Annotated in this window: 29 protein-coding genes; 12 read left to right on the top strand and 17 right to left on the bottom strand. The window is 71.5% G+C overall.

Annotated features, from left to right (window positions below):
* Positions 1 to 19: 19 nt before the first annotated feature.
* Positions 20 to 931 carry an NYN domain-containing protein gene (locus ACIRD8_RS16050; protein WP_403990994.1) on the bottom strand — a complete coding sequence of 304 codons (912 nt, stop codon included), beginning with the start codon at positions 929 to 931 and terminating at the stop codon, positions 20 to 22.
* A gap of 210 nt (positions 932 to 1,141) precedes the next feature.
* Between ACIRD8_RS16050 and ACIRD8_RS16045 the strand changes: the two genes are divergently transcribed.
* The gene (locus ACIRD8_RS16045) at positions 1,142 to 1,294 is read left to right on the top strand and encodes a hypothetical protein (protein ID WP_014154223.1); all 153 of its coding nucleotides are present in this window, start codon (positions 1,142 to 1,144) and stop codon (positions 1,292 to 1,294) included.
* A gap of 109 nt (positions 1,295 to 1,403) precedes the next feature.
* On the opposite strand, the gene ACIRD8_RS16040 is transcribed toward ACIRD8_RS16045, so the two are convergent.
* From ACIRD8_RS16040 to ACIRD8_RS16030, 3 genes are all read right to left on the bottom strand, one after another.
* The gene (locus tag ACIRD8_RS16040) at positions 1,404 to 2,009 is read right to left on the bottom strand and encodes a MarC family protein (protein ID WP_403990991.1); all 606 of its coding nucleotides are present in this window, start codon (positions 2,007 to 2,009) and stop codon (positions 1,404 to 1,406) included.
* Between the two features lie 114 nt (positions 2,010 to 2,123).
* Positions 2,124 to 2,990: a PHP domain-containing protein gene (locus ACIRD8_RS16035; protein ID WP_403990988.1), complete on the bottom strand. Its 867-nt coding sequence runs from the start codon at positions 2,988 to 2,990 to the stop codon at positions 2,124 to 2,126.
* 87 nt (positions 2,991 to 3,077) lie between these two features.
* The gene (locus tag ACIRD8_RS16030) at positions 3,078 to 3,722 is read right to left on the bottom strand and encodes a DUF6758 family protein (protein WP_403990985.1); all 645 of its coding nucleotides are present in this window, start codon (positions 3,720 to 3,722) and stop codon (positions 3,078 to 3,080) included.
* A 157-nt stretch (positions 3,723 to 3,879) separates the two neighbouring features.
* Between ACIRD8_RS16030 and ACIRD8_RS16025 the strand changes: the two genes are divergently transcribed.
* Positions 3,880 to 5,112 carry an MFS transporter gene (locus ACIRD8_RS16025; protein WP_403990982.1) on the top strand — a complete coding sequence of 411 codons (1,233 nt, stop codon included), beginning with the start codon at positions 3,880 to 3,882 and terminating at the stop codon, positions 5,110 to 5,112.
* Between the two features lie 99 nt (positions 5,113 to 5,211).
* Here ACIRD8_RS16025 and ACIRD8_RS16020 read toward each other — a convergent pair whose 3' ends face one another.
* Positions 5,212 to 5,796 carry a suppressor of fused domain protein gene (locus ACIRD8_RS16020; protein WP_393382982.1) on the bottom strand — a complete coding sequence of 195 codons (585 nt, stop codon included), beginning with the start codon at positions 5,794 to 5,796 and terminating at the stop codon, positions 5,212 to 5,214.
* Positions 5,797 to 6,210: 414 nt separating this feature from the next.
* Between ACIRD8_RS16020 and ACIRD8_RS16015 the strand changes: the two genes are divergently transcribed.
* A complete protein-coding gene (locus tag ACIRD8_RS16015) occupies positions 6,211 to 7,326 on the top strand; it encodes a magnesium and cobalt transport protein CorA (protein ID WP_099174624.1) in 1,116 nt (371 codons plus the stop codon).
* A 13-nt stretch (positions 7,327 to 7,339) separates the two neighbouring features.
* Positions 7,340 to 7,846: a hypothetical protein gene (locus tag ACIRD8_RS16010; RefSeq protein ID WP_403990978.1), complete on the top strand. Its 507-nt coding sequence runs from the start codon at positions 7,340 to 7,342 to the stop codon at positions 7,844 to 7,846.
* Positions 7,847 to 7,915: 69 nt separating this feature from the next.
* Here the strand turns inward: ACIRD8_RS16010 and ACIRD8_RS16005 are convergent, their stop codons facing one another.
* Positions 7,916 to 8,668 carry a hypothetical protein gene (locus ACIRD8_RS16005; RefSeq protein ID WP_403990975.1) on the bottom strand — a complete coding sequence of 251 codons (753 nt, stop codon included), beginning with the start codon at positions 8,666 to 8,668 and terminating at the stop codon, positions 7,916 to 7,918.
* Between the two features lie 172 nt (positions 8,669 to 8,840).
* On the opposite strand from ACIRD8_RS16005, the gene ACIRD8_RS16000 reads away from it, so the two are divergent.
* From ACIRD8_RS16000 to ACIRD8_RS15990, 3 genes are read left to right on the top strand one after another with little or no spacing between them, the layout of a single operon-like run.
* Positions 8,841 to 10,115 carry a magnesium transporter MgtE N-terminal domain-containing protein gene (locus tag ACIRD8_RS16000; RefSeq protein ID WP_403990973.1) on the top strand — a complete coding sequence of 425 codons (1,275 nt, stop codon included), beginning with the start codon at positions 8,841 to 8,843 and terminating at the stop codon, positions 10,113 to 10,115.
* Entirely contained in the window at positions 10,105 to 10,665 is a 561-nt protein-coding gene (locus ACIRD8_RS15995) for a DUF1003 domain-containing protein (RefSeq protein ID WP_403990970.1), read from the top strand. The genes ACIRD8_RS16000 and ACIRD8_RS15995 overlap by 11 nt, the downstream gene beginning before the upstream one ends.
* Before the next feature lie 43 nt (positions 10,666 to 10,708).
* A complete protein-coding gene (locus tag ACIRD8_RS15990) occupies positions 10,709 to 11,842 on the top strand; it encodes an Mrp/NBP35 family ATP-binding protein (RefSeq protein WP_403990967.1) in 1,134 nt (377 codons plus the stop codon).
* A gap of 59 nt (positions 11,843 to 11,901) precedes the next feature.
* Here ACIRD8_RS15990 and ACIRD8_RS15985 read toward each other — a convergent pair whose 3' ends face one another.
* From ACIRD8_RS15985 to sigE, 5 genes are all read right to left on the bottom strand, one after another.
* Positions 11,902 to 12,600, bottom strand: coding sequence for a hypothetical protein (locus ACIRD8_RS15985; RefSeq protein ID WP_403990965.1), 699 nt, complete (start codon positions 12,598 to 12,600; stop codon positions 11,902 to 11,904).
* Between the two features lie 126 nt (positions 12,601 to 12,726).
* Positions 12,727 to 13,206 carry a sec-independent translocase gene (locus ACIRD8_RS15980; RefSeq protein ID WP_403990962.1) on the bottom strand — a complete coding sequence of 160 codons (480 nt, stop codon included), beginning with the start codon at positions 13,204 to 13,206 and terminating at the stop codon, positions 12,727 to 12,729.
* Positions 13,207 to 13,324: 118 nt separating this feature from the next.
* Complete coding sequence (locus ACIRD8_RS15975) at positions 13,325 to 15,166, bottom strand: trypsin-like peptidase domain-containing protein (RefSeq protein WP_403990959.1); 1,842 nt, start codon at positions 15,164 to 15,166, stop codon at positions 13,325 to 13,327.
* An 89-nt stretch (positions 15,167 to 15,255) separates the two neighbouring features.
* Complete coding sequence (locus ACIRD8_RS15970) at positions 15,256 to 16,215, bottom strand: anti-sigma factor family protein (protein ID WP_403990957.1); 960 nt, start codon at positions 16,213 to 16,215, stop codon at positions 15,256 to 15,258.
* Positions 16,212 to 16,973 carry an RNA polymerase sigma factor SigE gene (gene sigE / locus ACIRD8_RS15965; RefSeq protein ID WP_403990954.1) on the bottom strand — a complete coding sequence of 254 codons (762 nt, stop codon included), beginning with the start codon at positions 16,971 to 16,973 and terminating at the stop codon, positions 16,212 to 16,214. Before sigE ends, ACIRD8_RS15970 begins: the two co-directional genes overlap by 4 nt.
* Before the next feature lie 178 nt (positions 16,974 to 17,151).
* On the opposite strand from sigE, the gene ACIRD8_RS15960 reads away from it, so the two are divergent.
* Positions 17,152 to 17,817 carry an O-methyltransferase gene (locus tag ACIRD8_RS15960; RefSeq protein ID WP_078850520.1) on the top strand — a complete coding sequence of 222 codons (666 nt, stop codon included), beginning with the start codon at positions 17,152 to 17,154 and terminating at the stop codon, positions 17,815 to 17,817.
* 106 nt (positions 17,818 to 17,923) lie between these two features.
* Here the strand turns inward: ACIRD8_RS15960 and ACIRD8_RS15955 are convergent, their stop codons facing one another.
* Entirely contained in the window at positions 17,924 to 18,091 is a 168-nt protein-coding gene (locus ACIRD8_RS15955) for a DUF3117 domain-containing protein (protein ID WP_003966491.1), read from the bottom strand.
* Positions 18,092 to 18,405: 314 nt separating this feature from the next.
* On the opposite strand from ACIRD8_RS15955, the gene ACIRD8_RS15950 reads away from it, so the two are divergent.
* Complete coding sequence (locus ACIRD8_RS15950) at positions 18,406 to 19,215, top strand: enoyl-CoA hydratase/isomerase family protein (RefSeq protein WP_403990951.1); 810 nt, start codon at positions 18,406 to 18,408, stop codon at positions 19,213 to 19,215.
* Between the two features lie 14 nt (positions 19,216 to 19,229).
* Here ACIRD8_RS15950 and ACIRD8_RS15945 read toward each other — a convergent pair whose 3' ends face one another.
* Together ACIRD8_RS15945 and ACIRD8_RS15940 are read right to left on the bottom strand one after the other, a co-directional pair.
* Complete coding sequence (locus tag ACIRD8_RS15945) at positions 19,230 to 19,814, bottom strand: DNA-3-methyladenine glycosylase I (protein ID WP_403990948.1); 585 nt, start codon at positions 19,812 to 19,814, stop codon at positions 19,230 to 19,232.
* Positions 19,811 to 20,203 carry a DivIVA domain-containing protein gene (locus ACIRD8_RS15940; protein WP_403991822.1) on the bottom strand — a complete coding sequence of 131 codons (393 nt, stop codon included), beginning with the start codon at positions 20,201 to 20,203 and terminating at the stop codon, positions 19,811 to 19,813. Before ACIRD8_RS15940 ends, ACIRD8_RS15945 begins: the two co-directional genes overlap by 4 nt.
* A gap of 90 nt (positions 20,204 to 20,293) precedes the next feature.
* Between ACIRD8_RS15940 and folP the strand changes: the two genes are divergently transcribed.
* The gene (gene folP / locus ACIRD8_RS15935; protein WP_403990945.1) at positions 20,294 to 21,166 is read left to right on the top strand and encodes a dihydropteroate synthase; all 873 of its coding nucleotides are present in this window, start codon (positions 20,294 to 20,296) and stop codon (positions 21,164 to 21,166) included.
* Positions 21,167 to 21,241: 75 nt separating this feature from the next.
* Here the strand turns inward: folP and ACIRD8_RS15930 are convergent, their stop codons facing one another.
* Both ACIRD8_RS15930 and dapE read right to left on the bottom strand, forming a co-directional pair.
* A complete protein-coding gene (locus tag ACIRD8_RS15930) occupies positions 21,242 to 22,027 on the bottom strand; it encodes a TIGR00730 family Rossman fold protein (RefSeq protein WP_361580107.1) in 786 nt (261 codons plus the stop codon).
* An 85-nt stretch (positions 22,028 to 22,112) separates the two neighbouring features.
* Complete coding sequence (gene dapE, locus ACIRD8_RS15925; RefSeq protein WP_403990941.1) at positions 22,113 to 23,192, bottom strand: succinyl-diaminopimelate desuccinylase; 1,080 nt, start codon at positions 23,190 to 23,192, stop codon at positions 22,113 to 22,115.
* Positions 23,193 to 23,254: 62 nt separating this feature from the next.
* Between dapE and ACIRD8_RS15920 the strand changes: the two genes are divergently transcribed.
* Both ACIRD8_RS15920 and ACIRD8_RS15915 read left to right on the top strand, forming a co-directional pair.
* The gene (locus ACIRD8_RS15920) at positions 23,255 to 24,151 is read left to right on the top strand and encodes a hypothetical protein (RefSeq protein WP_403990938.1); all 897 of its coding nucleotides are present in this window, start codon (positions 23,255 to 23,257) and stop codon (positions 24,149 to 24,151) included.
* Positions 24,152 to 24,460: 309 nt separating this feature from the next.
* On the top strand, positions 24,461 to 24,805 hold the full coding sequence (locus tag ACIRD8_RS15915; RefSeq protein ID WP_403990935.1) for an ATP-binding protein: 345 nt from the start codon (positions 24,461 to 24,463) through the stop codon (positions 24,803 to 24,805).
* 90 nt (positions 24,806 to 24,895) lie between these two features.
* Here ACIRD8_RS15915 and ACIRD8_RS15910 read toward each other — a convergent pair whose 3' ends face one another.
* The gene (locus tag ACIRD8_RS15910; RefSeq protein ID WP_403990932.1) at positions 24,896 to 25,999 is read right to left on the bottom strand and encodes a bifunctional succinyldiaminopimelate transaminase/glutamate-prephenate aminotransferase; all 1,104 of its coding nucleotides are present in this window, start codon (positions 25,997 to 25,999) and stop codon (positions 24,896 to 24,898) included.

Raw genomic sequence — 25,999 nt, 5'->3', positions numbered from 1 at the left:
CCCACCGCGACGGGGGCCGTCAGTACTGCGCCTGCAGGTGCTGCCAGAAGCCGTCGCGCAGCGCCCGGCGCAGATGGGCGTGGCCGCGCAGCGAGTGCTGGAGGAGTCGTTCGGCCTCGACGAGCAGGTCCTGGTCGACGGAACCCGGCAGATAGGGATGCCCGGGCAGCAGGTCGGCGAGGGCGTCACGGCCGCGCGAGGAGAGCCAGCCCGCGGCGATCTGCGCGCCGACGAAGCGGACGTCCTCGCGTGCGGGCGCCGGGCTCTCGTCGTCGTACATCGTGACGGAGCGCCGGGTCACGTACGGGCGGCAGAAGTCGAGGTCGAAGGTGCGCTGGCTGTCGACCTCCCAGAGCAGCGGCTCGGCCTGGTTGCGGCCCTCGCCCGCCTCGATACCCCAGAGGTGGACGCGGGCGCCGTAGCCCTGGGCGGCCTCGACGGCCGAGACGAGGTCCTCGTCGCCGCCGACGAGCGCCGCGTCGCTGATGGCGCGGTGCCGGGCGAGCGACTCCAGGTCGGTGCGGATGAGCGAATCGACGCCCTTCTGCTGGTTGTTGGCGTTGAGGTTGCCCAGCCTGACCTTGACGTCGGGGAGTTCGGCGATGGACTGCTGCTCGACGGTGTGGATCCGGCGCCTGGCCCCGTCGTACCAGTACACGCGCAGCAGTCTGCTGTCCGCGAAGATCGTGCGGGCCTTGTCGATGAAGGCCTCGATCAGCCCCTCCGCGTCGAGGTCGAAGGACCGGCGGTCCTCGGTGCCGGTGACGAGCAGCCCCGCCGCCGCGTAGACGTAGCCCGCGTCCACGAAGATCGCGTGGGTGGAGGGGGTCTTCGACACCTCGGCGAGTACGCGCTGGAGCAGCTCGTTGGTGCGGTCCAGCTGTTCGCGGATGCCCGGCTCCTCGTCCGTCCGCGTGTCCGGGTGGTTCATGCGGACCTCATCGTCCGCGCATGGCTGATTACCGACGGGTACTTAGGCATCCAAAAAATTTCCTTAGCGTAGGGAATGTTCGCACCGGTCAAGTCGTTGTACCCCCCGAGGGGCACGGGACCTGGATGTCCTGCGCTCCCCATCCTTGTGGACGGCGAGCCCGTCCTCCCAGTAGTTCTCCAGCAGGAGGATCAGACGAAGGGAAGCCATATGCGCTTCGAGATCATGCGACTCGACGATGTCGACGGTACCGCCGTGGACAGCACCGTCGTGGACGCCGCCTCCGTCAACCGGATCGTGCAGCAGGCCGCGGCAATGGGCCAGCGCATCTACATCCGGCCGGCCGACACGTCGGCTTCGTAACACCTTGCATTGCTTGGCGTCGCTGGTTTCGAGCGGATGACGAGCTGAAGAGACGAAGCGCCCCCGCACGGAAGGCCCGTGCGGGGGCGCTGTTGCGTCCGGGGCCGGGTCAGGCGTTCTGGATGACCTGGGTGACGCCGTTGATGATCTGCTGTACGGCGATGGCGGACAGCATCATTCCGGCGAGCCTGGTGACCAGCACGACGCCGCCGTCCTTGATCACGCGGATGATCAGCAGCGAGTAGCGCATGGTCAGCCAGAGCACGACGTGCATGGCGAGGATCGCCGTCCAGACCGAGATCTGGCTGCCCACGCTGTCGGCGTGCTGCACCGCGAGGATCACGGAGACGATCGCACCGGGTCCGGCGAGCAGCGGCATGCCGAGCGGCACGAGGGCGACGTTGACGTCCTTGGTCTGCGTCGGCTCGTCCGTCTTGCCGGTGAGCAGGTCGAGCGCGATGAGCAGCAGGAGGAGTCCGCCCGCGATCATCAGCGCGGGGACGGAGACGTGCAGGTAGTCGAGGATCTGCTGACCCAGCAGGCCGAAGACGGCGATCACACCGAACGCGACGGCGACGGCCTGAAGTGCCATCCTGCGCTGCACCTTGGCGGGGCGGCCCGCGGTGAGGGCCAGGAAGATCGGGGTGATTCCGGGCGGATCCATAATCACAAAAAGGGTGAGAAAAAGGGATCCGAAGACAGCGATGTCGAACACGGTGAGCCTTGCGAGAGAAGAGCGGGCCGAACAGGAGGAGGTGCGCGCCGGCACGTCTTGAGGACGCCCGCGCGCACAGGGGGTACGACGGAGAGGAAGCCGGGAGGGGTCCCGTTACGCCGGGACGGGTCCACCGGCGCCCGGCACGGGGAAGGCCCCCGTGGCGCGCCGGGTGATCTCGCCGTAGATCTCGGGGTCGGTGGTGTACTCCCCGAGCCGGACGGTCTTGCGGGAGCCGTGGTAGTCGCTGGACCCGGTGGGCAGCAGCCCCAGCTCGGCGGCGAGCCCCCGCAGCCGGGCCCTGGTGGGCTCGTCGTGGTCCATGTGGTCGACCTCGATGCCGTCGAGGCCGGCGGCGGCGAGCCGCGCGATCACGGTCTCCGGGACCACGGCGCCGCGCTTGACGGCGAGCGGGTGGGCGAAGACGGTGACGCCGCCCGCGGCCTTGACCAGCCGGATCGCGTCGAACGGGTCGAGCTCGTGCTTGTCGGCGTACGCGCGCCCGCCGTTGCCCAGCCAGGCCGAGGTGAAGGCGTCGGAGACGGTGTCGACGACACCGAGCTCCACGAGCGCGGTCGCGACGTGCGGGCGGCCGACCGAGCCGTCCCCGGCGATCCGCGCGACCTGCTCCCAGGTGATCGGGACGTCCAGCTCCTGGAGCCGGCGCACCATCGCCTGCGCCCGCGGCACCCGGTCGTCCCGGACGAGCTCGCGCTCACGGGCCAGTTCGGGCTCGGACGGGTCGAAGAGGTAGGCCAGCATGTGCAGGCTGACGCCGTCGACGCGGCAGGAGAGCTCGGCACCGGTGACGAGGGTGAGGCCCTCGGGGAGAGCGGCGGTCGCCTCCGCGTGGCCGCCGACCGTGTCGTGGTCGGTGAGGGCGACGACGTCGAGTCCCGCGGCGGCGGCGTTGGCCACCAGCTCGGCGGGGGTGTCCGTGCCGTCCGAAGCGGTGGAGTGGGTGTGCAGATCGATGCGCACGACGCGTACTCCAGAGCTGGCGGGCGGACAGGGGACGCTCAAGGATAACCGCCGGGCGCCACCCGTCCGGCCCCCTCCCGAGCGAGGTCAGGGCCGGGTGAGCAGCCGGGGCGTGAGCGCCCCGCAGGGCAGGAGGTCCACTTCACCGCCCGCGTCACGGAGGTCGGTCAGCACCAGTTCGTCGTACATCAGGAGCCCGGACTGCTCGGGCCAGACGATCGCCCAGAGCCAGAGGCCACGCGCCTCGCCCGCGAAGACCGCGCGGTCGGCGGGGGCGTTCTTGACGTGCCAGAGCGGGGTGGGGCGTCCCGCGGCGAGCACCTTGGCGTCCGGTGCCGCGTCGATCGCCAGGCCGGAACCGGGGTCGAGGCCGTCGATGCCGGCGTAGCGCGCGCCGAGTCCCACGCCGAGCTCCTCGGCGACGAGGAGCAGCTCCCCCATGCCGCCGAGCGGACCGGGGCCCGAGCACACGACGGCGGTGGCCCGGCCACCGCTGCGGTCGTCGCCCGCGTACGCCGCGCCCGTGAACAGCCAGCCCACCGGGAGCGGCCAGGGCATCCACACCGGCACCTGGGCCCGGTGCACCACCACGCCCAGCGCCTCGACACTGGGCGGGACCACCGGCTGCATCGGGTGCACCTGGCCGTGCGCGGAACACTGCCAGGCATCGGCGAAAAGGCCGGGCGCCCTGACCCGGCCACCGCACTTCGGGCAACTGGGTTCGCCCCTCATAACGCCCAACGGTCCTCTCCGGTCGTCGCCGCGTCAAGGACGATCACCCGTCCGCAGCGCGGCTCCGACCGGGAGAGATAGATGTGGGTTGCACTTATTAGAGCGTCTAACTTATTCTGTGTATAACGCAACGGTCTAGTGGAGAGCGAGAGAACCCATGCCGGCAGAGGATCCGTTCGACGAGGGAGCGACCAGCATCCTGCGTCAGCCGAAGGCCGTCTGGGCCACGGCGGGCGCCTCGGTCGTGGCCTTCATGGGGATCGGTCTGGTGGACCCGATCCTGCCGTCCATCGCCAAGGGACTCGAGGCCACACCCAGTCAGGTCTCCCTGCTGTTCACCTCGTACTTCCTGATCACCGCCGTCGCGATGCTCGTGACCGGCTTCGTCTCCAGCCGCATCGGCGGACGCAAGACCCTGCTCGCCGGCCTGGCACTGGTCGTCGTCTTCGCCGCGCTCTCCGGCACCTCCTCGTCCGTCGCCGAACTCGTCGGCTTCCGGGCGGGCTGGGGCCTGGGCAACGCCCTGTTCGTGTCGACCGCCCTCGCGGTGATCGTCGGCGCCGCCGCGGGCGGCAGCGCGGCCGCGATCCTGCTGTACGAGTCGGCGCTCGGCCTCGGCATGGCGTGCGGGCCGCTGGTCGGCGCCCTGCTCGGCGACGCCAGCTGGCGCTACCCGTTCTTCGGCACCGCCGCCCTGATGGCCATCGGCTTCCTCTGCATCACCGCGTTCCTCAAGGAGCAGCCCAGGCCGGCCCGTAAGACCTCGCTGCTCGACCCGGTCAAGGCGCTCGGCCACGGCGGACTCGCCTCGGTCGCCACCTCGGCGTTCTTCTACAACTACGCGTTCTTCACGATCCTGGCCTTCACGCCGTTCGTGCTGGACATGTCGCCGTACAGGTCGGGCGCGGTGTTCTTCGCCTGGGGCCTGCTGCTCGCCGTCTTCTCGGTGCTCGTCGCCCCGCGCCTGCAGCGGTGCTTCGGCTCGCTGAAGGTGGTCGGCGGCTCCCTGGTGCTGCTCGCCGTGGACCTGGTGGTCCTCGGGTACGGCAACCACACGACGGCCATCGTCTGCACCATCGTCTCCGGCGCCTTCATCGGCATGAACAACACCGTCTACACCGAACTGGCCCTCGGCGTCTCGGACGCGCCGCGCCCGGTGGCGAGCGCCGGCTACAACTTCGTCCGCTGGTTCGCCGCGGCGGCCGCGCCCTACCTCGCCCCGAAGATCGAGGAGTGGAGCGACATCCACACGCCGTTCGTCGTCGCCGCCGTCGCGGCCCTCGTCGGCGCGGCGGTCGTCTGGGTCCGGCGCGCCGCGTTGACGCACGAGGCGGAGGAGCTGGAGCCGCGGCACGCCACGGAGGACGGCGTCACCGTCTTCGCCGACTGAGCCGGCTGACGACCGAGCTGACGGGACCCTCCCACCGGTCCGGCCCCGCCCGCGGTTCCCCTCCTGGCCGCGCGGCGGGGCTTCTGCCTGTCCGGCGCGTCAGTCCAGCGGTACGGACGCCCGCAGCGGGTCCCGGAGGTCGGTCCCCTGCGAGAGCCAGCGCTCCTGGAGCTCCTGCGCGCCCCGGACCCGCTTCCAGGCCGCCTCGTTGTGCGTCATCGGCAGCAGCGGCAGGAAGCGCACCGGGTCCATCGGGTCGTCCAGCTCCAGGTCCTCGACCAGGCCGCCCGGCTCGGCGACCAGGACGGAGCTGAACGGCGCCCCGGTCCACAGCGGCTGCCCCAGGTCCAGCGAGGCCCCCGGGGCCACGATCAGGCCCTCGACCTGCGGGGAGGCCGCCAGCACCGCGAGGGGCCGCAGCACCTGGTCGGTGTCGGCGAGCCCCACCCGTACGGACAGGACCAGTTCGGCGCGCGGGCCCTTCACCGGGTCCGCCAGCGGCGAGGTCGGATCGGCCATCGGCTGCGCGGACATGCCGAGTGTGGCGTAGCGCACCACGTCCCCGTCGATGAAGCGGAGCACCTCGATGCGGTCCGTGCCGAGGAACGTCACATCGGCGCGTGCGTCCGGCTCCCCCAGCGCCGTACGGAGCCGGGCCTCGACCAGATCAAGAATTTCTCCCATGCCGCGAGCATAGAACGCGTCCCGAACGGGCAAAGGAAGGGATTGGCTCCTCACCTGGCTGATAGCCTGAGGCGTCGGTCGGGACAGCACGCAGAAGCGTCGCTCTCAGTCCTGACAACACGTGATCCCCCACGGGGGACCGGCCGGAGGAGGTGGGGCTGCGGTGGATCCAAGTCGACCGTGCAGTACCAACCGCCCTTCCGCACGACGCCTTCCTTCTGTGATCTGACGCCCTTCCCGGCCGTCACCACGGTAGTTCGCGCACCGGAAGAGCCCCGCGTTTTTGCCTGTCTGTAGCGAACGCCGTCATCGTGCCCCGCGCGGTGCCGCCCGCTTTGCGGACGTGAGCGCACGTCCCCATTCCGGGCTGTTCCACGTGCCCACCCGACGGCCCTCCGTGAAGAGGAGCCAGCCATGTCGATGATCCGTGACCTGCGCGCCGCCGTGCGCCCGTCCCTGCGCAAGAGCAACACCCCGTACAACAGCTACGACACCACCCGGGACCCGTCCGCCTCCAGCGCCGTCGTCGACTGCGCGGTCTACCGGGACGGGCGCCGGCTCACCGAGGCCTCCTGCCTGACGCCGCGTGAGGCGATGCTGCGCGTGCGGGAGGAGGGCGGCTTCGCCTGGATCGGCCTGCACGAGCCGACCGAGGAGGAATTCGCCGGTATCGCCCGGGAGTTCGGCCTCCACCCGCTCGCCGTGGAGGACGCGGTCCACGCCCACCAGCGGCCCAAGCTGGAGCGGTACGACGACACGCTGTTCACCGTCTTCAAGACGATCCACTACGTCGAGCACGCCGAGCTGACCGCGACCAGCGAGGTCGTCGAGACCGGTGAGGTGATGTGCTTCACCGGACGGGACTTCGTGATCACCGTCCGGCACGGCGGGCAGGGTTCGCTGCGCGCCCTGCGCCACCGTCTCCAGGAGGATCCGGAGCTGCTCTCCAAGGGCCCCTCCGCCGTGCTCCACTCCATCGCCGACCATGTCGTCGACGGCTACATCGCGGTGGCGGCCTCGGTGCAGGACGACATCGACGAGGTGGAGATCGACGTCTTCTCCACCCCGGCCAAGGGTGGTCCGCGCGGCTCGGACGCGGGCCGGATCTACCAGCTGAAGCGCGAGGTGCTGGAGTTCAAGCGCGCCGTGTCACCGCTGCTGCGGCCGATGCAACTGCTGAGCGAGCGCCCCATGCGGCTGATCGACCCCGACATCCAGAAGTACTTCCGGGACGTGGCCGACCACCTGGCCCGGGTGCACGAGGAGGTCATCGGCTTCGACGAGCTGCTCAACTCGATCCTCCAGGCCAACCTGGCGCAGGCGACCGTCACGCAGAACGAGGACATGCGCAAGATCACCTCCTGGGCGGCGATCATCGCCGTACCCACGATGATCTGCGGGGTGTACGGCATGAACTTCAAGCACATGCCCGAACTCCGGTGGACGTACGGCTATCCGATGGTCCTCGCGCTCATCGGCGTCGTCTGCTTCTCCATCCACCGCACCCTCAAGCGCAACGGCTGGCTCTAATACAGTTCAGCCCATGACTGCTGCTGACGTGTTGCTTGCCCGGGCTCTCGTCGAGGAGGCCACCAAGAAGTCCGGCCTCATCTGGGTGCGGGGCACCGGTCCGTCCCGGGCGCTGTGGCACGTGTGGCACGAGGGTGCGGCCGTGCTCGTCGGCGACGGCCCCGGGGAGCAGCCGCTCCCCGCCGGGCTGGACACCGGTGGGGCCGCCGAGGTGACCGTACGCAGCAAGGACAAGGGCGGCAGGCTCGTGGCCTGGACCGCAGCCGTCGCGGTGCTGGAGCCGCACTCCGAGGAGTGGGAGGCGGCGGTCGGCGAGCTCAAGGGCAAGCGGCTGAACGCCCCGGACGCCGAACAGCTGACGGAGCGCTGGGCGCGTGAGTGCCGGGTCCTCCGGCTGACGCCCGGCGACACGCGCTCGGACCTGCCGGACGGTTCGCTGGCCGCCGCACCGCTGCCGACCGCGGCGACCACGCGGCACACGGCGCCCGCCGCGCTCCCCCGGCTGCTGCTGAAGCGCTGACCCGGCCGCGTAAGCCTCTGTCGGCCTGCTCGGCCTGCGTCGGCCTCCATCGGCCTGCGTCGGCCTGCGTCAGCCGGAGGACCTGGGCAGCTCGCCGCCGTAGTCGACGGTGTCGTCCTCGGCCGGCGCCTCCAGGGAGAAGGCCTTGCCCCAGTCGGCGAGGGCGACGGTGCCACCGCCGCCGCCACGCGCCACGCGCAGGGGATACGGAGTGCCCTTGAGGGAGACGTCCAGTGCGCCGCCCTCACCCTTTCCGCCCATGATCTGCACGGTGCGCACCCCGCCGACCGTGCCCCGGTCTCCCTTGTTGACCTTTCCGTGGAGGGCCAGCATCCCGTCGAGCAGCGTCTTCTTCTCGGTGAAACCGCGCAGCTGCTGATAGGTGGGGTCGTCCTCGGGCACCTTCACGTACTTGCCGCCGAGTTTGTCGGCGGCCTGGTCGCTCCGGTCGTCGGCCTTCTCGTCCTTCCAGAAGCCCGCGTCGGCCTTCAGGAAGAGCTCGTCACCGATGCGAAGCAGCGCGAAGGTGTTCTTCTTCGACGTGACCGATCCCGTGCCGCCCGCGCCGCTGAGCTGCATGTTCAGGCTGTACGTCCCGCCCTTGCTGACCAGCTTGCCCGTCAGCCGCACCGCCTTCGCGGCGTCGGCTGCGGCGAGCGCCTTCTTCTCGATCTGCGCGGCCGTCAGCTTGCCGACGCCGTTCGTCCCCTTGTCCGGGTCCTCTCCCGCGCAGGCCGTGAGGGCGACGGTCAGCCCCGCGCAGAGCACCACGGCGAGAGCGGTCCGGCGGTGGGCACGGACGGCCGGGGCGGAAGAGGTCACGGCGCACTGCCTCTCATCTGTGTGTCGGGGGGTGGCAGACGGCAGCGTACCCGTGCCGCGTACGCCATTCGGCAGAGCGCCGTACGGACGGCCCGCCAGGGCGTCACGGACCGGTACGGGCTAGCCTGATCACGGCGAAGGAGGACGTGAGGGACAGAGGGAGGCGCACAGGATGGCGGCAGTCACTCCCAGGGTTTTCGTCTCACACCTCGCCGGCGTACCGGTGTTCGACCCGAATGGTGATCAGGTCGGCCGGGTCCGCGACCTGGTGGCGATGCTCCGGGTGGGCGGCAAGCCGCCACGGCTGCTCGGCATGGTCGTCGAGGTCGTGAGCCGGCGGCGCATCTTCCTGCCGATGACCCGGGTGACGGGGGTCGAGTCGGGCCAGGTCATCACCACGGGCGTGGTCAACATGCGGCGCTTCGAACAGCGCCCGACCGAGCGACTCGTCCTCGGCGAGTTCCTCGACCGGCGGGTGCGCCTCAAGGAGACGGACGAGGAGGTGACCGTCCTCGACGTCGCCATCCAGCAGCTCCCGGCCCGCCGCGACTGGGAGATCGACAAGTTCTTCGTACGCAAAGGACGCGGCGGAGCGCTGCGCCGCAAGGGCGAGACGCTGACGGTGGAGTGGTCGGCGATCAGCGGCTTCTCGCTGGAGGAGCAGGGGCAGGGCGCCGAGAGCCTGGTGGCGACCTTCGAGCGGCTGCGCCCCACCGATGTCGCCAACGCCCTGCACCACCTGACGCCCAAGCGCCGCGCCGAGGTGGCCGCGGCCCTGGACGACGAGCGGCTCGCGGACGTCCTGGAGGAGCTCCCCGGTGACGACCAGGTGGAGATCCTGGGCAAGCTGGCGGAGGACCGCGCCGCGGACGTCCTGGAGGCGATGGACCCGGACGACGCGGCCGACCTGCTCTCGGAGCTTCCGGAGGCGGACAAGGAACGGCTGCTCGCCCTGATGCGGCCGGACGACGCCGCCGACGTACGGCGTCTGCTGTCGTACGAGGAGCGGACCGCGGGCGGGCTGATGACGACCGAGCCGATCATCCTGCGGCCCGACGCCACGGTCGCGGACGCGCTGGCCAGGGTCCGCCAGCAGGACCTCTCCCCCGCGCTGGCCGCCCAGGTGTACGTCTGCCGGTCGCCGGACGAGACCCCCACCGGCAAGTACCTGGGCACCGTGCACTTCCAGCGGCTGCTGCGGGATCCGCCGTTCACGCTGGTCAGCTCGATCGTCGACAGCGATCTGGTCCCCCTGGCGCCGGACACCCCGCTGCCCGCCGTGACCAGCTATCTGGCGGCGTACAACATGGTCTCGGTGCCCGTGGTGGACGAGAGCGGCTCGCTTCTGGGGGCGGTGACCGTCGACGACGTACTGGACCACCTGCTCCCCGAGGACTGGCGCGAGACCGACTTCCTGGGCGAGGAGGAGATCACCGGTGGCCGCTGAGGACCGCGCGAGGGCCGTGCCGACGGGCGCCTCGGGCATCGTGCGCCCGCCGCGTCCCCGGCTCGACCAGCCGAAGGCACCGCGGCGCCGGCTGCTGCCCGAGTACGACCCCGAGGCGTTCGGCCGGTTCTCCGAGCGCATCGCCCGGTTCCTGGGCACCGGACGGTTCATCGTCTGGATGACCCTGATCATCATCCTGTGGGTGGTGTGGAACATCTTCGCCCCGCAGGAACTGCGGTTCGACGAGTACCCGTTCATCTTCCTGACCCTGATGCTCTCCCTCCAGGCCTCCTACGCGGCCCCGCTGATCCTTCTGGCGCAGAACAGGCAGGACGACCGGGACCGGGTCACCCACGAGCAGGACCGCAAGCAGAACGAGCGGTCCATCGCGGACACCGAATTCCTCAGCCGGGAGATCGCCGCGCTCCGGATGGGCCTCGGGGAGGTCGCCACCCGGGACTGGATCCGCTCCGAGCTGGAGGCCATGGTGAAGGACATGGAGGAGCGCCGGATCCTCTCGCGGGCGGAGAGTGACGAAGGCGACCGCTGAGGGGCTACCCGCGCGTAGCCCCCGGCGCCGTACCATCGTCGGTATGGCTACGGAAGACGCGGTGCGCGAAGCACTGGCGACAGTGAACGACCCGGAGATCCACCGACCGATCACCGAGCTGGGCATGGTGAAGTCGGTCGAGATCGATCCTGACGGTGTAGTCGCTGTCACCGTGTATCTCACGGTCTCCGGCTGCCCGATGCGCGAGACGATCACCAAGAACGTGACCGACGCGGTGGCCCGCGTCGAGGGCGTGTCGCGGGTCGAGGTCACGCTCGACGTGATGAGCGACGAGCAGCGCAAGGAGCTCGCCTCGTCGCTGCGCGGCGGCACGGCGGAGCGGGAGGTGCCGTTCGCCAAGCCCGGCTCGCTGACCCGGGTCTACGCGGTCGCGTCCGGCAAGGGCGGCGTCGGCAAGTCCTCGGTGACGGTGAACCTCGCGGCCGCGATGGCGGCCGACGGCCTGAAGGTCGGTGTGGTCGACGCGGACATCTACGGGCACAGCGTGCCCCGGATGCTCGGCGCCGACGGCAAGCCCACCCAGGTCGAGAACATGATCATGCCGCCGTCCTCGCACGGCGTGAAGGTGATCTCCATCGGCATGTTCACCCCGGGCAACGCCCCGGTGGTGTGGCGCGGCCCGATGCTGCACCGCGCGCTGCAGCAGTTCCTCGCCGATGTGTACTGGGGCGACCTGGACGTCCTGCTGCTCGACCTCCCGCCGGGTACCGGTGACATCGCGATCTCCGTGGCGCAGCTCGTCCCGAACGCCGAGATCCTGGTCGTCACGACCCCGCAGCAGGCCGCCGCCGAGGTGGCGGAGCGGGCCGGCTCCATCGCCGTGCAGACCCACCAGAAGATCGTCGGTGTCGTCGAGAACATGTCGGGCATGCCGTGCCCGCACTGCGACGAGATCGTCGACGTGTTCGGTGCGGGCGGCGGACAGCGGGTCGCCGACGGGCTGACGAAGACGGTCGGCGCCGAGGTGCCGGTCCTCGGGTCCATCCCCATCGACGTACGGCTGCGTGAGGGCGGTGACGAGGGCAAGCCCGTCGTCCTGTCCGACCCGGACTCCCCTGCGGGCTCCGCGCTGCGCTCCATCGCGGAGAAGCTGAGCGGCCGTCAGCGCGGCCTGTCGGGCATGTCGCTGGGGCTCACCCCGCGCAACAAGTTCTGAGCGCCGAACGGGTGGGGGCGGCCTCTCCAAGAGGCCGCCCCCACCCGTTCGCGTGTCGCTCAGTTCTCGTTCGGGTTCACGTCCCGGGGTACGTCCTCGATCTCGTACGAGGCGATGTCGCCGATCGCCGCGAATCCCAGGCCGTAGGCGCTCATGCCGCGTCCGTAGGCGCCGATGTGCACCCCCTCGGGGGCGGAGCCCGCGAGCACCCAGCCGAACTCTGACTCGCGGTAGTGGAAGTCCACCGGCACGCCGTCCACCGGAAGGGACAGCGTCGACCAGGGCTCCCGGCCCAGGTCGTCCGCGAGCTCGAACGCGGTCTCGGTCTGCTGGTTCAGCCATTCGCCACGCAGGGTGTGGTCCATCTGCGGGGGCCAGGTGCAGTCCAGCAGGCCTGAGCCCGCCAGCCAGGCCGCCGAAGAGACCGTGGTGGCGTCCAGGACCCCCGTACCGTCGTCGCTGTGCCGCACGGGGCTGCTGCCCACGGTCACGACCACCGCGAAACGTGCCTTCTCCGCCCCCGCGTCCGCCCGTACGACGGGCTCCTCACCGTGTCCGGTGGACCCGTGGTGCACCGTGTCGTCCGCCGCGGCGGTGACGTGCATCAGCCAGCGCGGGCCCGTGAAGGCCTCGTCCAGCCCGTACCAGGGGAACGGAGCCTTGAGATAGCCGTCGACAGTACGCCGGGTCGCCGGCACCCCCTCTGCGGTGACTGCGCTGGGCGCACCATCCGCCCCTACCCGACTCGTCGTCTCCATCTGCCCGGCCGCCTCCTCGATCTTCCACTGATCCGGAGCGGCCCTCCCCCCGTGGGCATGGGCAAACTCGCAACCGGACAGATGGAGAATAGCCATACCGTCCGGACGAGTCGGGATTGACGGGTCTCAGGTGGCGTCTGCGTCGAAAGGCGGGCGCTCGTCCGCGGCCGGCTGCGCGGGCTTCTTGAGGAGGTCCGGGGCGGACTTCTTGAGGAGGTCCGGCGCGGCGGCTGCGCCGGACGCCGCGGCGGCGGCCGTGCCGGTGGACGAGGCGCTCTCGCGGCCGTTCACCGCGTCGGTGACCTCGGCCATCTCCTTGCGCAGGTCGAAGCTCTCGCGGATCTCCTTGAGCCCCAGGTCGTCGTTGCCGTCCATGAGCTGCTTGCGGACGAACGTCTTGGGGTTGAGGTCCTCGAACTCGAAGTCCTTGAACTGAGGTCCGAGCTCCGAGCGGATGTCTTCCTTGGCGCTGTCCGAGAACTCACGGATCTTGCGGATGGTGCGCGTGACGTCCTGGATGACCTTCGGCAGCTTCTCCGGGCCGAATACGAGCACGGCGAGAACCACGAGCGTCAGCAGCTCGAGTGCGCCTATGTCATTGAACACCTTGCTGCTCCTCGTGTTCTCTGCGTGGTCTCCGCGTGGTCTCCGCCGCCAGGTCAGGGGGCCCGGACCGCTCCACGGTACCCGGCAAAGCTGTCCGTGCGGTACCTGCCGGTGGCCGTCAGGTGCCGCTCGCCGAGCCCAGCGTCAAAGTCATGGACAGGTCTTTGCCACCGCGGGTCAGGACGAGCCCGAGCCGGTCACCCGGCCGGTGGGCGCGGATCTTGACGATGAGTTCCTCGCCGCTGTGCACGCGCTGGCCCTCCACCTCGGTGATGATGTCGCCCGGCCTGATGCCCGCCTTGTCGGCCGGTCCCCCCTCGGTCACCGCCGTGCCGCTGCCGGCCGCCTTGCCGCCGACCTTGGCTCCGTCGCCGGTGAACTCCATGTCCAGCGTGACGCCGATCACGGGGTGGGTGGCCTTGCCGGTGTTGATCAGCTCCTCGGCGACCCGCTTGCCCTGGTTGATCGGTATCGCGAACCCGAGGCCGATGGAGCCCGCCTGGGCGCCGTCGAGACCGGATCCGCTGTCGGCGGCGCGGATGGCGCTGTTGATGCCGATGACCCGGGCCTCCGTGTCGACCAGGGGGCCTCCGGAGTTGCCCGGGTTGATCGGGGCGTCGGTCTGCAGCGCGTCGACGTAGCTGACATCGGTCCCGTCGCCCTTCTCACCGCCCGCGGTGATGGGCCGCTGCTTGGCGCTGATGATGCCGGAGGTGACCGTGTTGGACAGGTCGAAGGGTGCGCCGATGGCCACCACCGGGTCGCCCACCTGCACGTTGTCGGAGTTCCCGAGCGGCAGCGGCTTGAGGCCCGAGACGCCGGTCACCTTGACGACGGCCAGGTCGTAGCCGCTGTCCTTGCCGACGATCTCGGCCGGTGCGCTCTCCCCGCCGCTGAACGTGACGGTGATGTCGCCGGTGGAGCCCGCGGGGGCGACCACATGGTTGTTGGTGAGGATGTGGCCCTTGTCGTCGAGGACGAAGCCGGTGCCCGTGCCGGACTCGGCGGAGCCGCTGACGTGCAGGGTGACCACGCTGGGCAGGGCGCTGGAGGCGATCCCGGCGACGCTGTCGGGCGCCCGGCCTCCGCTGTCCCGGCCGGCCTGGGGCAGTTCGACCGTGGTCAGACCGCCGTTGCGCTCGACGTAGGCACCGATGCCGCCGCCGATCCCACCGGCCACGAGGGCGAGCAGCGCGGCCCCGACGAGGAGTGACCCCGGGCGGCCCTTACGCGGCAGGACGTCCGTCCCCTGCCCCGGGCCGGGGTGGCTCAGCGGCTGCTGGGGCGCGCCCCAGGGGTCGTACCGCAGCCACTGCGAGGGCTGCTGGGTCTGGGCGGGCGGCTGCGGAGCGGGCTGGGCCGCCGTGTGCTGCTGCTGCTGCGGAACAGTGTGCGGCGTGGGCGGGGGCGCCCAGCCCTCGGCGTGCCCCTGAGCGGCCGCGGCGGGCACGGGGGCGGGCGCGGCCACACCGTGGCCGTTCGTCCCCGCGTACGGCGGCGGTACGGGCGTCCCGTGGGCCGGGGTCGGCACGGGGCGCTGCACGGGCGGCGCGGGCGCCCACGGCCCCGGGCCGCCGTACGGCGGGGTGCTGTACTCGTCGGGCGCGTGCAGGGGCCCCGTACGGTGCGGCGGCGGACCGGCGGCTGCCGGCGCGGTGTCCGTGGGCCGGGGCGCCGCCGGTTCCGGGGCCGGCGGCGCGGGGGTGTGCGGCCGGGCGGCCGGCGGTGCGTGGGTGAAGTCGCCGTCATCCGCGGCCTTGGGCGGCTCCGCGGCCGTGAGCGGCTCTCCGGCCGTGGGCGCCGGTGGCTCCCCGACGGCGGCCTCGCCGCGCGGGGGCGGCGTGGTCGCACCCGCGTCGGCGACGGTCACCGTGTCCTCGGGCCCGGCCGGGCGGTTCCGTTCCGTGGAGGGACGGCTCCACCACTTCGTCTTCGGCCCGCTGGGCTTCCCGTCGTCCATGCTCTCCCCGCAACTGGCCCTTGCACGCCTCACAGAGGCGTCCCTCCCGGAATTCAACCAGGTTTGCGAATCCGCGCGCAGGGTCCTGGTCAGCGGAGCGGGGTGAGCGGCATCGCGCGGTCGTACAGCATCGGGGTGGAGGCCGTCGCGGACGGCGCCGACGGCTTCGGCTCCGCACCCGCGCCGAGCTCGGGCGAGTAGAGCGGGCCGGCGTCGGTCGGGCGTATCAGCGGCGGCACGGCCACGTTCAGCACGGGGAAGGTGAACGTGCCCCCGGTGAGGGCCGAGGTACTGAGCAGCGAGGGTGCGGAGGCAGGCACCGGCCGGGCGGACGAGGAAGGCGCGGCGCTCGGCCGGACGTCCTGGCCCTCCCCGACGGCGAGCGCGCCGCCACCGCTGCGGCTGGCCGCCGCACTGGCGGTGCCGGACCGCTCCTCGGCGTCGAGCGGGGTCGCGTTGCTGCCCGCGCCCTCGGCGCTGAGCGGTGACTCGGGGCTGTGGTCGAGCGGGAGGGAACCCCCCAGTGCGATGGCCGCGAGCGAGACCGCGCTGGCCGCGACGAAGGCGAAGCGCCGGGCGCGCCAGGGGGAACGGTCGGACTCCCTGGCCACGTCGTGGATGCGGAAGCCGGTACCGGACGCGCCGCCCGGCAGCACGGCGGTCGAGCCGTGGGCGGTGGGGAGGTATCCGAAACCGTCCAGCGGGGAGCGTGTCTGTTCCTCGGGCCCACCGGGGTGCAGCACGGGGAAGATCCCGTCCCCGAAGCGCCGGCGGCCGTTCGGACCGTCGCCCGGGCCGTCGCCGCCGCTGGGACCCCCGGGGAGGCCCTGCAGACGGGCGAGGAAGCCCTCGGAGGGCGAAGGGGCGGCGGAGGTGGCGAAGGCGCTCTTCAGCCGCCGCTGGGCGTCGGCCTCGGCCTTGCACCTGGCGCAGGTCGCCAGATGGGCCAGGACCCGCTCCCGGGCGTCGTGTTTGAGCTCACCGTCGACGAGCGCGGCGAGCCGGTCCCCCAGATGCTGCTCCGCGGGGGTCGGACCTGTGCCGCTCACGCCGTGCCGCCCTCCCCTGCCAGGACCGCGTCCGCGAGGGAACGCTGCTCGGCACGGGCCTCGGGCGAACGGTGCTTGAGCGCCTTGCGCAGGTGCGAGCGGCCACGGTGGATACGGCTGCGCACCGTCCCGAGCTTGACGCCGAGCGTGGCGGCGATCTCCTCGTAGGAGAGGCCCTCGATGTCGCAGAGCACGACCGCCGCACGGAATTCGGGCGCGAGGGTGTCCAGCGCCTGCTGGACGTCCGCGTCGAAGTGCGTGTCGTTGAAGACCTGCTGCGGGGACGGCTCACGGCTCGGCAGCCGCTCGGCCGCGTCGTCGCCGAGGGAGTCGAAACGGATCCGCTGCTTGCGGCGGACCATGTCCAGGAAGAGATTCGTCGTGATCCTGTGCAGCCAGCCCTCGAAAGTGCCGGGCGTGTAGGTCGACAGCGACCGGAAGACGCGGACGAAGACTTCCTGGGTGAGGTCCTCGGCGTCGTGCTGGTTACCCGTCAGCCGGTAGGCCAGGCGGTACACCCGGGCGCTGTGCGTGCTGACGATCTCTTCCCATGAGGGCGGGGTCCACGCCTGTGAATCCGCATCGGAGGCGAAGGTCGCGGTCGGTGCGGGATCCTTGGAAGAACGGTCAGCAATGTCGGTCACGGATTTCGGCTCACCCGCCGACCTGAGAAAGCGCCGCAGCGCACCTCTCCGATCCACAGGCGCAGCCGCACCTCCCCTATCGGCTCTGGTGGTGTCCAGTGGAGCCCCTACCATAGCCACCTCGCCCGTTAGCTCCGGATAAGCCTTTTTACCTGCTGGTGTCCCGGTGTCCCCGGGAGCAAGAGGCACATTCCGGGCCAGGCCGCAGGGCCCGGTCCGCGTGTTCTCCCCTGCCCCCTCCTAACGCCTGGTCCCATCTGCGGGTTCCCGGGTCCAGCGGATACAGTCACCGTTGCGCCAACTACGGGGTCAGGAGAGGGTCATTACCGCCAACCGGCAGACGAGCTGGGCATTCGCCGACGCCTTTGTCGCCGAGGAAGAAGCTCTGCTCTGGGCCCGGGACCGGGCCCAGGAGACGGGGCTCCGCCCGGTGTCGTCAGGCACCGGCGCGGCACTGCGCCTGCTCGCTGCCACCGCGGACGCCAAGGCCGTGGCCGAGATCGGCACCGGAACCGGCGTGTCCGGTATCTATCTGCTGCAGGGCATGCGTCCGGACGGCGTGCTGACCACCGTCGATCCGGAACCCGAGCGCCAGCAGTTCGCCCGGGAGGCCTTCCGCGCCGCGGGCTTCGCCACGAACCGCGCCCGTTTCATCCCGGGGCGCGCCCTCGACGTACTGCCACGGCTCGCGGACGGCGGGTACGACCTCGTCTTCTGCGACGGCGACCGTCTGGAGAGCCTGGACTGCCTCGCTGAATCGTTGCGCCTGCTGCGGCCGGGCGGCCTGGTCTGCTTCGAGGGCGTCTTCGCCGACGGCCGCACGATCGACTCGGCCGCGCAGCCGGCCGAGGTGCTGCGCCTGCGTGAACTGCTGCGGGCCGTGCGCGAGAGCCAGGAGCTCATGGCCACGCTGCTGCCGGTGGGCGACGGCCTGCTGTGCGCCGTACGCCGCGGCTGACCGCCTCCGCTGCCGGCTCCCACGCGCCCGCCCCGGCCCCCGGACGCACCACTGCCCCGGCACGGAGTCCGTGCCGGGGCAGTGGTGAAGTGTGGGCGCCTCCGCCTCAGCCGACGACCTTCTTCAGCGCGTCACCGAGTGCATCGGCCTCGTCCGGAGTCAGCTCGACGACAAGCCGACCGCCGCCTTCGAGCGGAACGCGCATGACGATGCCCCGCCCCTCCTTTGTCACCTCGAGCGGGCCGTCGCCCGTCCGCGGCTTCATGGCCGCCATGCTCGTTCCCCTTCCTGAAACCAGCTCATCGCAGCCGGCGGCCCCATGACAGGCGCTGCCTCACCGGCGTCGAACACAATGCTTCCTCCGCATTATCCCGCATCAGGGACCCCGATGACCAACATCGGTCGGCATCGCTTGCGCAACGCGCTCTCTCAAAACCACTCAATTCGGCGATCCAACTGCGATACTGCGCCACCGTCGGCCTCCAGCCGAAGTCCAATCGTTAGACGCAGGTCACATGTCCGGCCCGCCCGAAGTCCGCCATGCTTGCCTGGACAGGCACGACGCCGGACCGCAAGGAGACCCTGCACATGGCCGACACGGCTGACACGGTGCTCACCGACGTGAGCGACGGGCTCGCGACGATCACCATCAATCGCCCCGACGCGATGAACGCCATGAACACCGCCGCGAAGGTCGCGCTCCGCGACGCGCTTCTGAGGGTCGCGGACGACCCCGCCGTGCGCGCGGTTCTGCTCACCGCCACCGGGCGCGCCTTCTGCGTCGGCCAGGACCTCAAGGAGCACGTCGCCAAGCTCTCCGAGGCCCGCGGGTCGGACGGCGGCAACGCGCTGAGCACAGTGCGCGAGCACTACAACCCCATCGTCCGCGCCCTCACCGAGATGGAGAAGCCCGTCGTCGCGGGGGTCAACGGGGTCGCCGCGGGAGCCGGCTTCGGATTCGCGCTCGCCGCGGACTACCGCGTGGTCGCCGACACCGCCGCCTTCAACACGTCCTTCGCGGGTGTCGCGCTGACCGCCGACTCGGGCGTCTCCTGGACCCTGCCCCGGCTGATCGGCCCGAGCCGCGCGGCCGACCTGCTGTTCTTCCCGCGCTCGATCTCCGCCCAGGAGGCGTACGAGCTGGGTCTGGTGAACAAGGTGGTGCCCGCGGCCGACCTGGCGAAGGAGGCGCACGCGGTGGCCCGCGCCCTGGCGGACGGGCCGACGGTGGCCTACGCGGCCCTGAAGGCGTCCATGGCCTACGGCGCCGGGCACACGCTCGCCGAGGCGCTGGAGAAGGAGGACGAACTCCAGACGAAGGCGGGCGCGTCGCAGGACCACACGATCGCGGTCGAGGCGTTCCTCGCCAAGCAGCCGCCGAAGTATCTCGGCAGGTAGCCCGGCACGTGGGGCTACCTGCCGCCGCCCCGGGCCACGCAGTCGGCCAGGTGGTCGTCGACGAGGCCGCAGGCCTGCATCAGGGCGTACGCGGTCGTGGGGCCGACGAAGCGGATGGACCGCTTCTTCAGCTCCTTGGCCAGCGCGGTGGACTCCGGGGTGACCGCCGGCACGTCGGCGAGGACCCTGGGGGCCGGCCGGGTGGCCGGGTCGGGTGCGTACGACCAGATGAGGGCGTCCAGCTCGCCCTCGCCCCAGCCGGCCAGCACCTTGGCGTTGGCGAGGGTGGCGTCGATCTTCGCGCGGTTGCGGATGATCCCGGCGTCGGCGAGGAGGCGCTCCTTGTCGGCGTCGGTGAACTCCGCCACGGCGGAGATCTTGAATCCGGCGAACGCGCTGCGGAAGCCCTCGCGGCGGCGCAGGATCGTCAGCCACGACAGCCCCGACTGGAACGCCTCCAGGCAGAGCCGCTCGAAGAGGGCGTCGTCGCCGTGGACGGGACGGCCCCACTCGGTGTCGTGGTAGGCGAGGTAGTCCTCGGTGGACAGGCCCCAGGGGCAGCGCGGACGCCCGTCCGCGGCCGGCTCGGCGCCGCTCATCGCCCGTACTCCTCGTCCTGCGGTCCGTCGTCGGCGGCTGGGGCCTCGCCCGGCCGCTTGAACAGGTCCGGGCCGTTCACCGCGGTCGCCTGGGCCCCGGCGAGCGCCGACTCCAGCTCGGCGATGTGGGCGTCCCGCTCGGCGAGCTCGGCCCCCAGTCTACCGAGGGCCTCGTCCACGTCCGTCATGCGGTAGCCACGCACCGCCATGGGCAGCCGCATGGCCTCGACATCGGCGCGGCCGACGGGCCGGTTCGCGGGCAGCGGATCGGTGAGCCGCTCGGGCTCGACCTCCTGCAGCACCGCGCTCCCGCCTCCACCGACCACCGCCAGGGTGACCGCGGCCACGACCACGACCATCGTCAGCAGCAAGAACCAGAACACGCGCATCTCCCTGGGGGCGGAATACCTGTCCAGGTCAGATCGTGCCATGCGGCACTGACAGTTAGGGTCGCAGGCGGACTACAGGGAGGAAGAGGGATGCGAAGCGGGGCGCTCAGGCTGGGGCGGCGGGAGTTCGGGCCGCACGAGCCGGTGATCATGGCGATCGTGAACCGGACTCCCGATTCCTTCTACGACCAGGGGGCGACGTTCCGCGACGAACCGGCGCTGTCCAGGGTCGAGCAGGCCGTCGCGGAGGGCGCCGCGATCATCGACATCGGCGGGGTGAAGGCAGGTCCCGGCGAGGAGGTGACGGCGCAGGAGGAGGCGCGCCGCACGGTCGGCTTCGTCGCCGAGGTGCGCCGGCGCCACCCGGACGTAGTGATCAGCGTGGACACCTGGCGGCACGACGTGGGCGAGGCCGTCTGCGAGGCCGGGGCGGACCTGCTGAACGACGCGTGGGGCGGCGTCGACCCGAAGCTGGCGGAGGTCGCCGCGCGGTACGGAGCGGGGCTCGTGTGCACGCACGCGGGCGGCGCCGAGCCCCGTACTCGGCCCCACCGGGTCGCGTACGACGACGTGATGGCGGACATCCTGCGGGTGACCCTGGGGCTCGCCGAGCGGGCCGTGGAGCTCGGGGTCAGGCCGGACGGGATCATGATCGACCCGGGGCACGACTTCGGGAAGAACACCCGGCACTCGCTGGAGGCGACGCGCCGGCTGGAGGAGATGACGGACACGGGCTGGCCCGTACTGGTCTCGCTCTCCAACAAGGACTTCGTCGGGGAGACCCTCGACAGGCCGGTCAAGGAACGCGTGATCGGCACGCTCGCGACGACGGCCGTCTCGGCGTGGCTGGGGGCGCAGGTGTACCGGGTGCACGAGGTGGCCGAGACCCGGCAGGTCCTGGACATGGTGGCGTCCATCGCGGGCCACCGGCCGCCGGCGGTCGCACGTCGCGGCCTGGCGTAGGCCCGTACGCCGCTCCCGCACGGCCGGACGGGCGCGGCGGGGCAGGGGGCCGCGCGGCCCCCTGCGCCGCCCCTGCTACCGGCCGACTTCCTTGGTCACCAGCCGGACCGCCTCGTCCACGTCGTCCGTGACGTGGAACAGCATCAGGTCCCGCTCGGACGCCTTGCCCCCCGCGACCACCGTGTCCCGCAGCCAGTCGACGAGGCCGCCCCAGTACGCCGTGCCGAACAGGACGATCGGGAAGCGCGTCACCTTGCCGGTCTGCACCAGGGTCAGCGCCTCGAAGAGCTCGTCCAGCGTGCCCAGTCCGCCGGGCAGGACGACGAAGCCCTGCGCGTACTTCACGAACATCGTCTTGCGGACGAAGAAGTACCGGAAGTTGACGCCGATGTCGACATGTGGATTCAGCCCGGACTCGAAGGGCAGCTCGATGCCGAGTCCGACGGAGACGCCCTTGGCCTCCCGGGCCCCCTTGTTCGCCGCCTCCATCGCACCGGGCCCGCCGCCCGTGATGACGGCGAAGCCCGCCTCGACGAGCGCCTTGCCGATCTGTACGCCCGCCTCGTAGTCCGGTCCGCCCGCCGGGGTGCGGGCCGAGCCGAAGACACTGATGGCGCTGGGCAGTTCCGCCAGCGCGCCGAATCCCTCGACGAACTCGGACTGGATCCGCATGACCCGCCAGGGGTCGGTGTGGACCCACTCCGAGTCACCCTCGGAATCCAGCAGCCGCTGATCGGTCGTGCCCGGCTGGACCTGGTCCCTGCGGCGCAGTACCGGACCCAGTCGCTGTTCCTCGGGCTTCACCGCACCCTCGGGAATCTGCGCGCCCTCGGGGATCCGTGCGTCCTCCGGGTTGCCCATGACCTGCTCCCTCCGCCGACCTGCGATGTGCGTGTGTCGCTTCAGCGTAGATCGGCGGAGGTTACGTACAGGGGAATGCCGTGAGTCAGCTGGTGAGCCAGGAGCGGAGGCGGTCCTCGCAGTGCGTGATCCGCTCGACGCGCACGTGCTCGTCGCGCTTGTGGGCGTACAGCGGGTCACCGGGGCCGTAGTTCACCGCGGGGATGCCCAGGGAGCCGAAACGGGACACGTCGGTCCAGCCGAACTTGGGCCGTGCGACGCCGCCGACCGCGTCCATGAACGCCTTGGCCGCCGGGTGCGAGAGCCCGGGCATCGCGGCGCCCGTGTGGTCGTCCACGACGAACTCGGCGACGCCGCAGTCCGCGAAGACCTCCTGGACGTGCGCCTCGGCCTCCTCGGCCGTGATGTCGGGGGCGTAGCGGTAGTTGACGACCAGGGTGCAGGCGTCCGGGATGACGTTGGTGGCGACGCCGCCCTCGATGCCCACGGCGTTGAGCCCCTCGCGATACTCCAGCCCGTCGATGACCGGGCGGCGGGGCTCGTACGCTGCCAGCCGGGCCAGCGCCGGGGCGGCCGCGTGGATCGCGTTGGACCCCATCCAGCCGCGCGCGGAGTGGGAGCGCTCGCCCGCGAACCGCAGATGGACGCGGAGGGTGCCCTGGCAGCCTCCCTCGACCTCACCGTTGGAGCCCTCCAGGAGGACCGCGAAGTCCGCGTCGAGCCACTCGGGGTGCGCCTCGGCCACGTGCCCGAGGCCGTTGAGGTGGGCGGCGACCTCCTCGTTGTCGTAGAAGATGAACGTGAGGTCGCGGTTGGGCTCAGGCACCGTCGCCGCGATGCGCAGCTGGACGGCGACGCCCGACTTCATGTCGGAGGTTCCGCAGCCCCACAGCACGCCGTCGTCGTCGAGCCTGGACGGCACGTTGTCCGCGATCGGGACGGTGTCGATGTGACCCGCCAGCACGACGCGCTCCGCTCGGCCCAGCTGCGTCCTGGCCACGATGTTGTTGCCGTGGCGGTCGACGGTCAGGTGCGGCAGCGGGCGAAGGGCCGCCTCGATGGCGTCGGCGAGGTCCTTCTCCTGCCCACTGACCGACGGGAAATCGACCAGCCTGGCGGTGAGCTCCGGGCCGTCCAGGGCGAGGTCAAGCGTATGTCCATCCATGGTCACGAGCCTAAGGGACTTGGGTCTCGGCCCCGGCCCTACCCTCCAGTACGGTGGGCCCCGTGCCCCGGTCCAGCTCCTCTCCCCGCCGCAGCCGTCTCTTCCGAGTCACGGCCGCCTTCGCCGTGCTCGTGGCACTGGCCGGCTATCTGGCCGTGCAGTACCTCTCCGGCGGCAAGGGCTCGCCCAGCTGCACCGTCGGCCCCGCCGACGGCGGCGAGGGGCGTACGTACGAGCTGAGCCCCGACCGGGCGGCCAACGCCGCCACGATCTCCGCCGTGGGCACCACACGCGGGCTGCCGGAGCGCGCGGTGACCATCGCACTGGCGACCGCGCTGCAGGAGTCCGCGCTGCGCAACCTCGACCACGGGGACCGGGACTCGCTCGGGCTCTTCCAGCAGCGCCCCTCGCAGGGGTGGGGGACGCCCGAACAGATCATGGACCCGGTCTACGCGTCCGGGAAGTTCTACGAGCACCTCGCCGAGGTCCCGGGCTACTCGCGGCTGCCGCTGACCGTCGCGGCCCAGCGGGTACAGAAGAGCGCGTTCCCGCAGGCGTACGCCAAGCACGAGCCGGATGCCGCGCTGCTGGCCGCCGCGCTGACCGGGCGGGCCCCCGCCTCGCTGACCTGCTCGGTGCCGGCGCCGTCCGCCGAGGACCCCGGGGACGCGGCCGAGGTGCGGTCCGACCTGGTGCGCGCCTTCGGGAAGGACGTCCTGCCGTCCGCCGGGTCGGCGGGCTCCTCCGCGGCAGGCACGGTGTCGGTGCCCGTGCGGGGCGGGGACGACACCGCGTCGCAGCGCGGCTGGGAGCTCGCCCACTGGGCGGTCGCCCGGGCCGGCACCCTGCGGATCACGGAGGTCTCGTACGCGGGCCGGGTGTGGACCACCGACACGGGCTGGCGGACGGAGCGCGAGGAATCCGGCGCCACGACGGTCCGAATGCGGCTCGCTCAGTAGTACGGCCTGTCGTCCGTACGGGGCGTCGACCGTTCGCCGGATCCCCGCTCCCGCCACCGTTTCCCCGCCCCCGCATTTCGGGTGGATTTCCTTGCCAGTAAAGGGAAGTGACGGTTCATCAGGCGTCTACCGAATGCGCCGTTCGCCCGGGTTCCTCCGTTGCGGATTATCTGACGCATTACCCAGTCTTTACCTTGCTGCCCCGCAACCTTCCCCGCCCCCGGACCGGTTGTTCAGTGCGTCCGATCAACCGGACAGGCGGATTCCATATCTGCCGCGAACTCGTTGACGTCCCGTCGAAGGAGCATCATGTCCCTCCCCCTGACCCGCCGGATCGCCCGTGCCGCGCTGCTGATCGCCGCAGGTGCGGCCCCCGTGGTCGGCGCGGCCGGAGTCGCGGGTGCCGCGGTGCTCCCGCAGACCCCCGCGCTCGGCGGCCTCACCTCGCTCGACAACGCCGGACTCAGCAGCACGCTGGACTCCGCCTCCAGGCAGGGCTCCGAGGTGGCGAACGGGACCGGCGGCAAGGTGGTCGGCACGACCCTTCCCGCCGCCGGCAAGACCCTCGACACGGCCGGCAACGTGGCGTCGGGCGACCTGTCGAAGGACCTCCCGACCAAGGGCCTGCCCACCAAGGGCCTGCCGATCGGCTGATCCGCCGGACGGCACACCGTGCCGGGCATGCGCAGGGGCCTCGGGAGTGCGCACTCCCGAGGCCCCTCGGCGTACCGGCCCCCGGGGGCCCTAGGACAGCCGCTTGACCGCCGCGTCCACGCGCTCGTCCGAGGCCGTCAGCGCCACCCGTACGAAGTGGTCCCCGGCCGGCCCGTAGAAGTCGCCCGGCGCCACGAGGATGCCGAGTCCGGCCAGGTGCGCCACGGTCTCCCAGCAGGGCTCGTCACGCGTGGCCCAGAGGTAGAGGCTCGCCTCGCTGTGCTCGATCCGGAAGCCGTGGGCCTCCAGCGCCGCGCGCAGGACCGTGCGCCGCCGCGCGTAGCGCTCCCGCTGCTCCGCCACGTGCGCGTCGTCACCCAGCGCCGCGACGGTCGCCGCCTGGACCGGGGCCGGCGTCATCATCCCGCCGTGCTTGCGGATCTGGAGCAGCTCACCGAGGACGGCCGCGTCCCCGGCGATGAAGGCCGCGCGGTAACCGGCGAGGTTGGAGCGCTTGGAGAGCGAGTGGACGGCGACGATGCCCTCGTACGTACCGCCGCAGACGTCCGCGTGCAGCACGGAGACGGGCTCGGCCTCCCAGCCGAGCTCCAGGTAGCACTCGTCGCTGAAGACCAGCACCCCGTGCTCGCGCGCCCAGGCGACGATCCGGGTCAGCTCGTCCTTCGGCAGGACGCGGCCCGTCGGGTTGGACGGGGAGTTGAGCCAGAGCAGCTTCAGGCCCTCCGGGTCCAGCTCCGTCGGGTCGTCGTAGACCACGGGCTCGGCGCCGCAGAGCCGCGCGCCGACCTCGTACGTCGGGTAGGCGAGCCGGGGGTAGGCGACCTTGTCGCCCGCGCCGAGACCGAGCTGGGTCGGCAGCCACGCGACCAGCTCCTTGGAGCCGACGACCGGCAGCACGTTGCCGTGCGTCACACCGGTCGCGCCGAGCCTGCGCTCCACCCAGCCGGTCAGGGCGTCCCGCAGCGCCTCGGTCCCCCACACCGTCGGATAGCCGGGGCTGTCCGCGGCGGCGATCAGCGCCTGCTGGATCAGCTCGGGCACCGGGTCGACGGGCGTACCGACCGACAGGTCCACGAGGCCGTCCGGATGGGCCACGGCCGTCGCCTTGTAGGGCGCCAGCTTGTCCCAGGGGAAGACCGGGAGACGGGAGGAGACGGGAACTGCTGCGGACAC

This window comes from Streptomyces sp. NPDC102451 (assembly GCF_044765485.1).
Classification (GTDB): domain Bacteria; phylum Actinomycetota; class Actinomycetes; order Streptomycetales; family Streptomycetaceae; genus Streptomyces.
The sequence above is the reverse complement of the archived record's forward strand: the minus strand, read 5'-3'. Positions and strand labels throughout refer to the sequence as shown.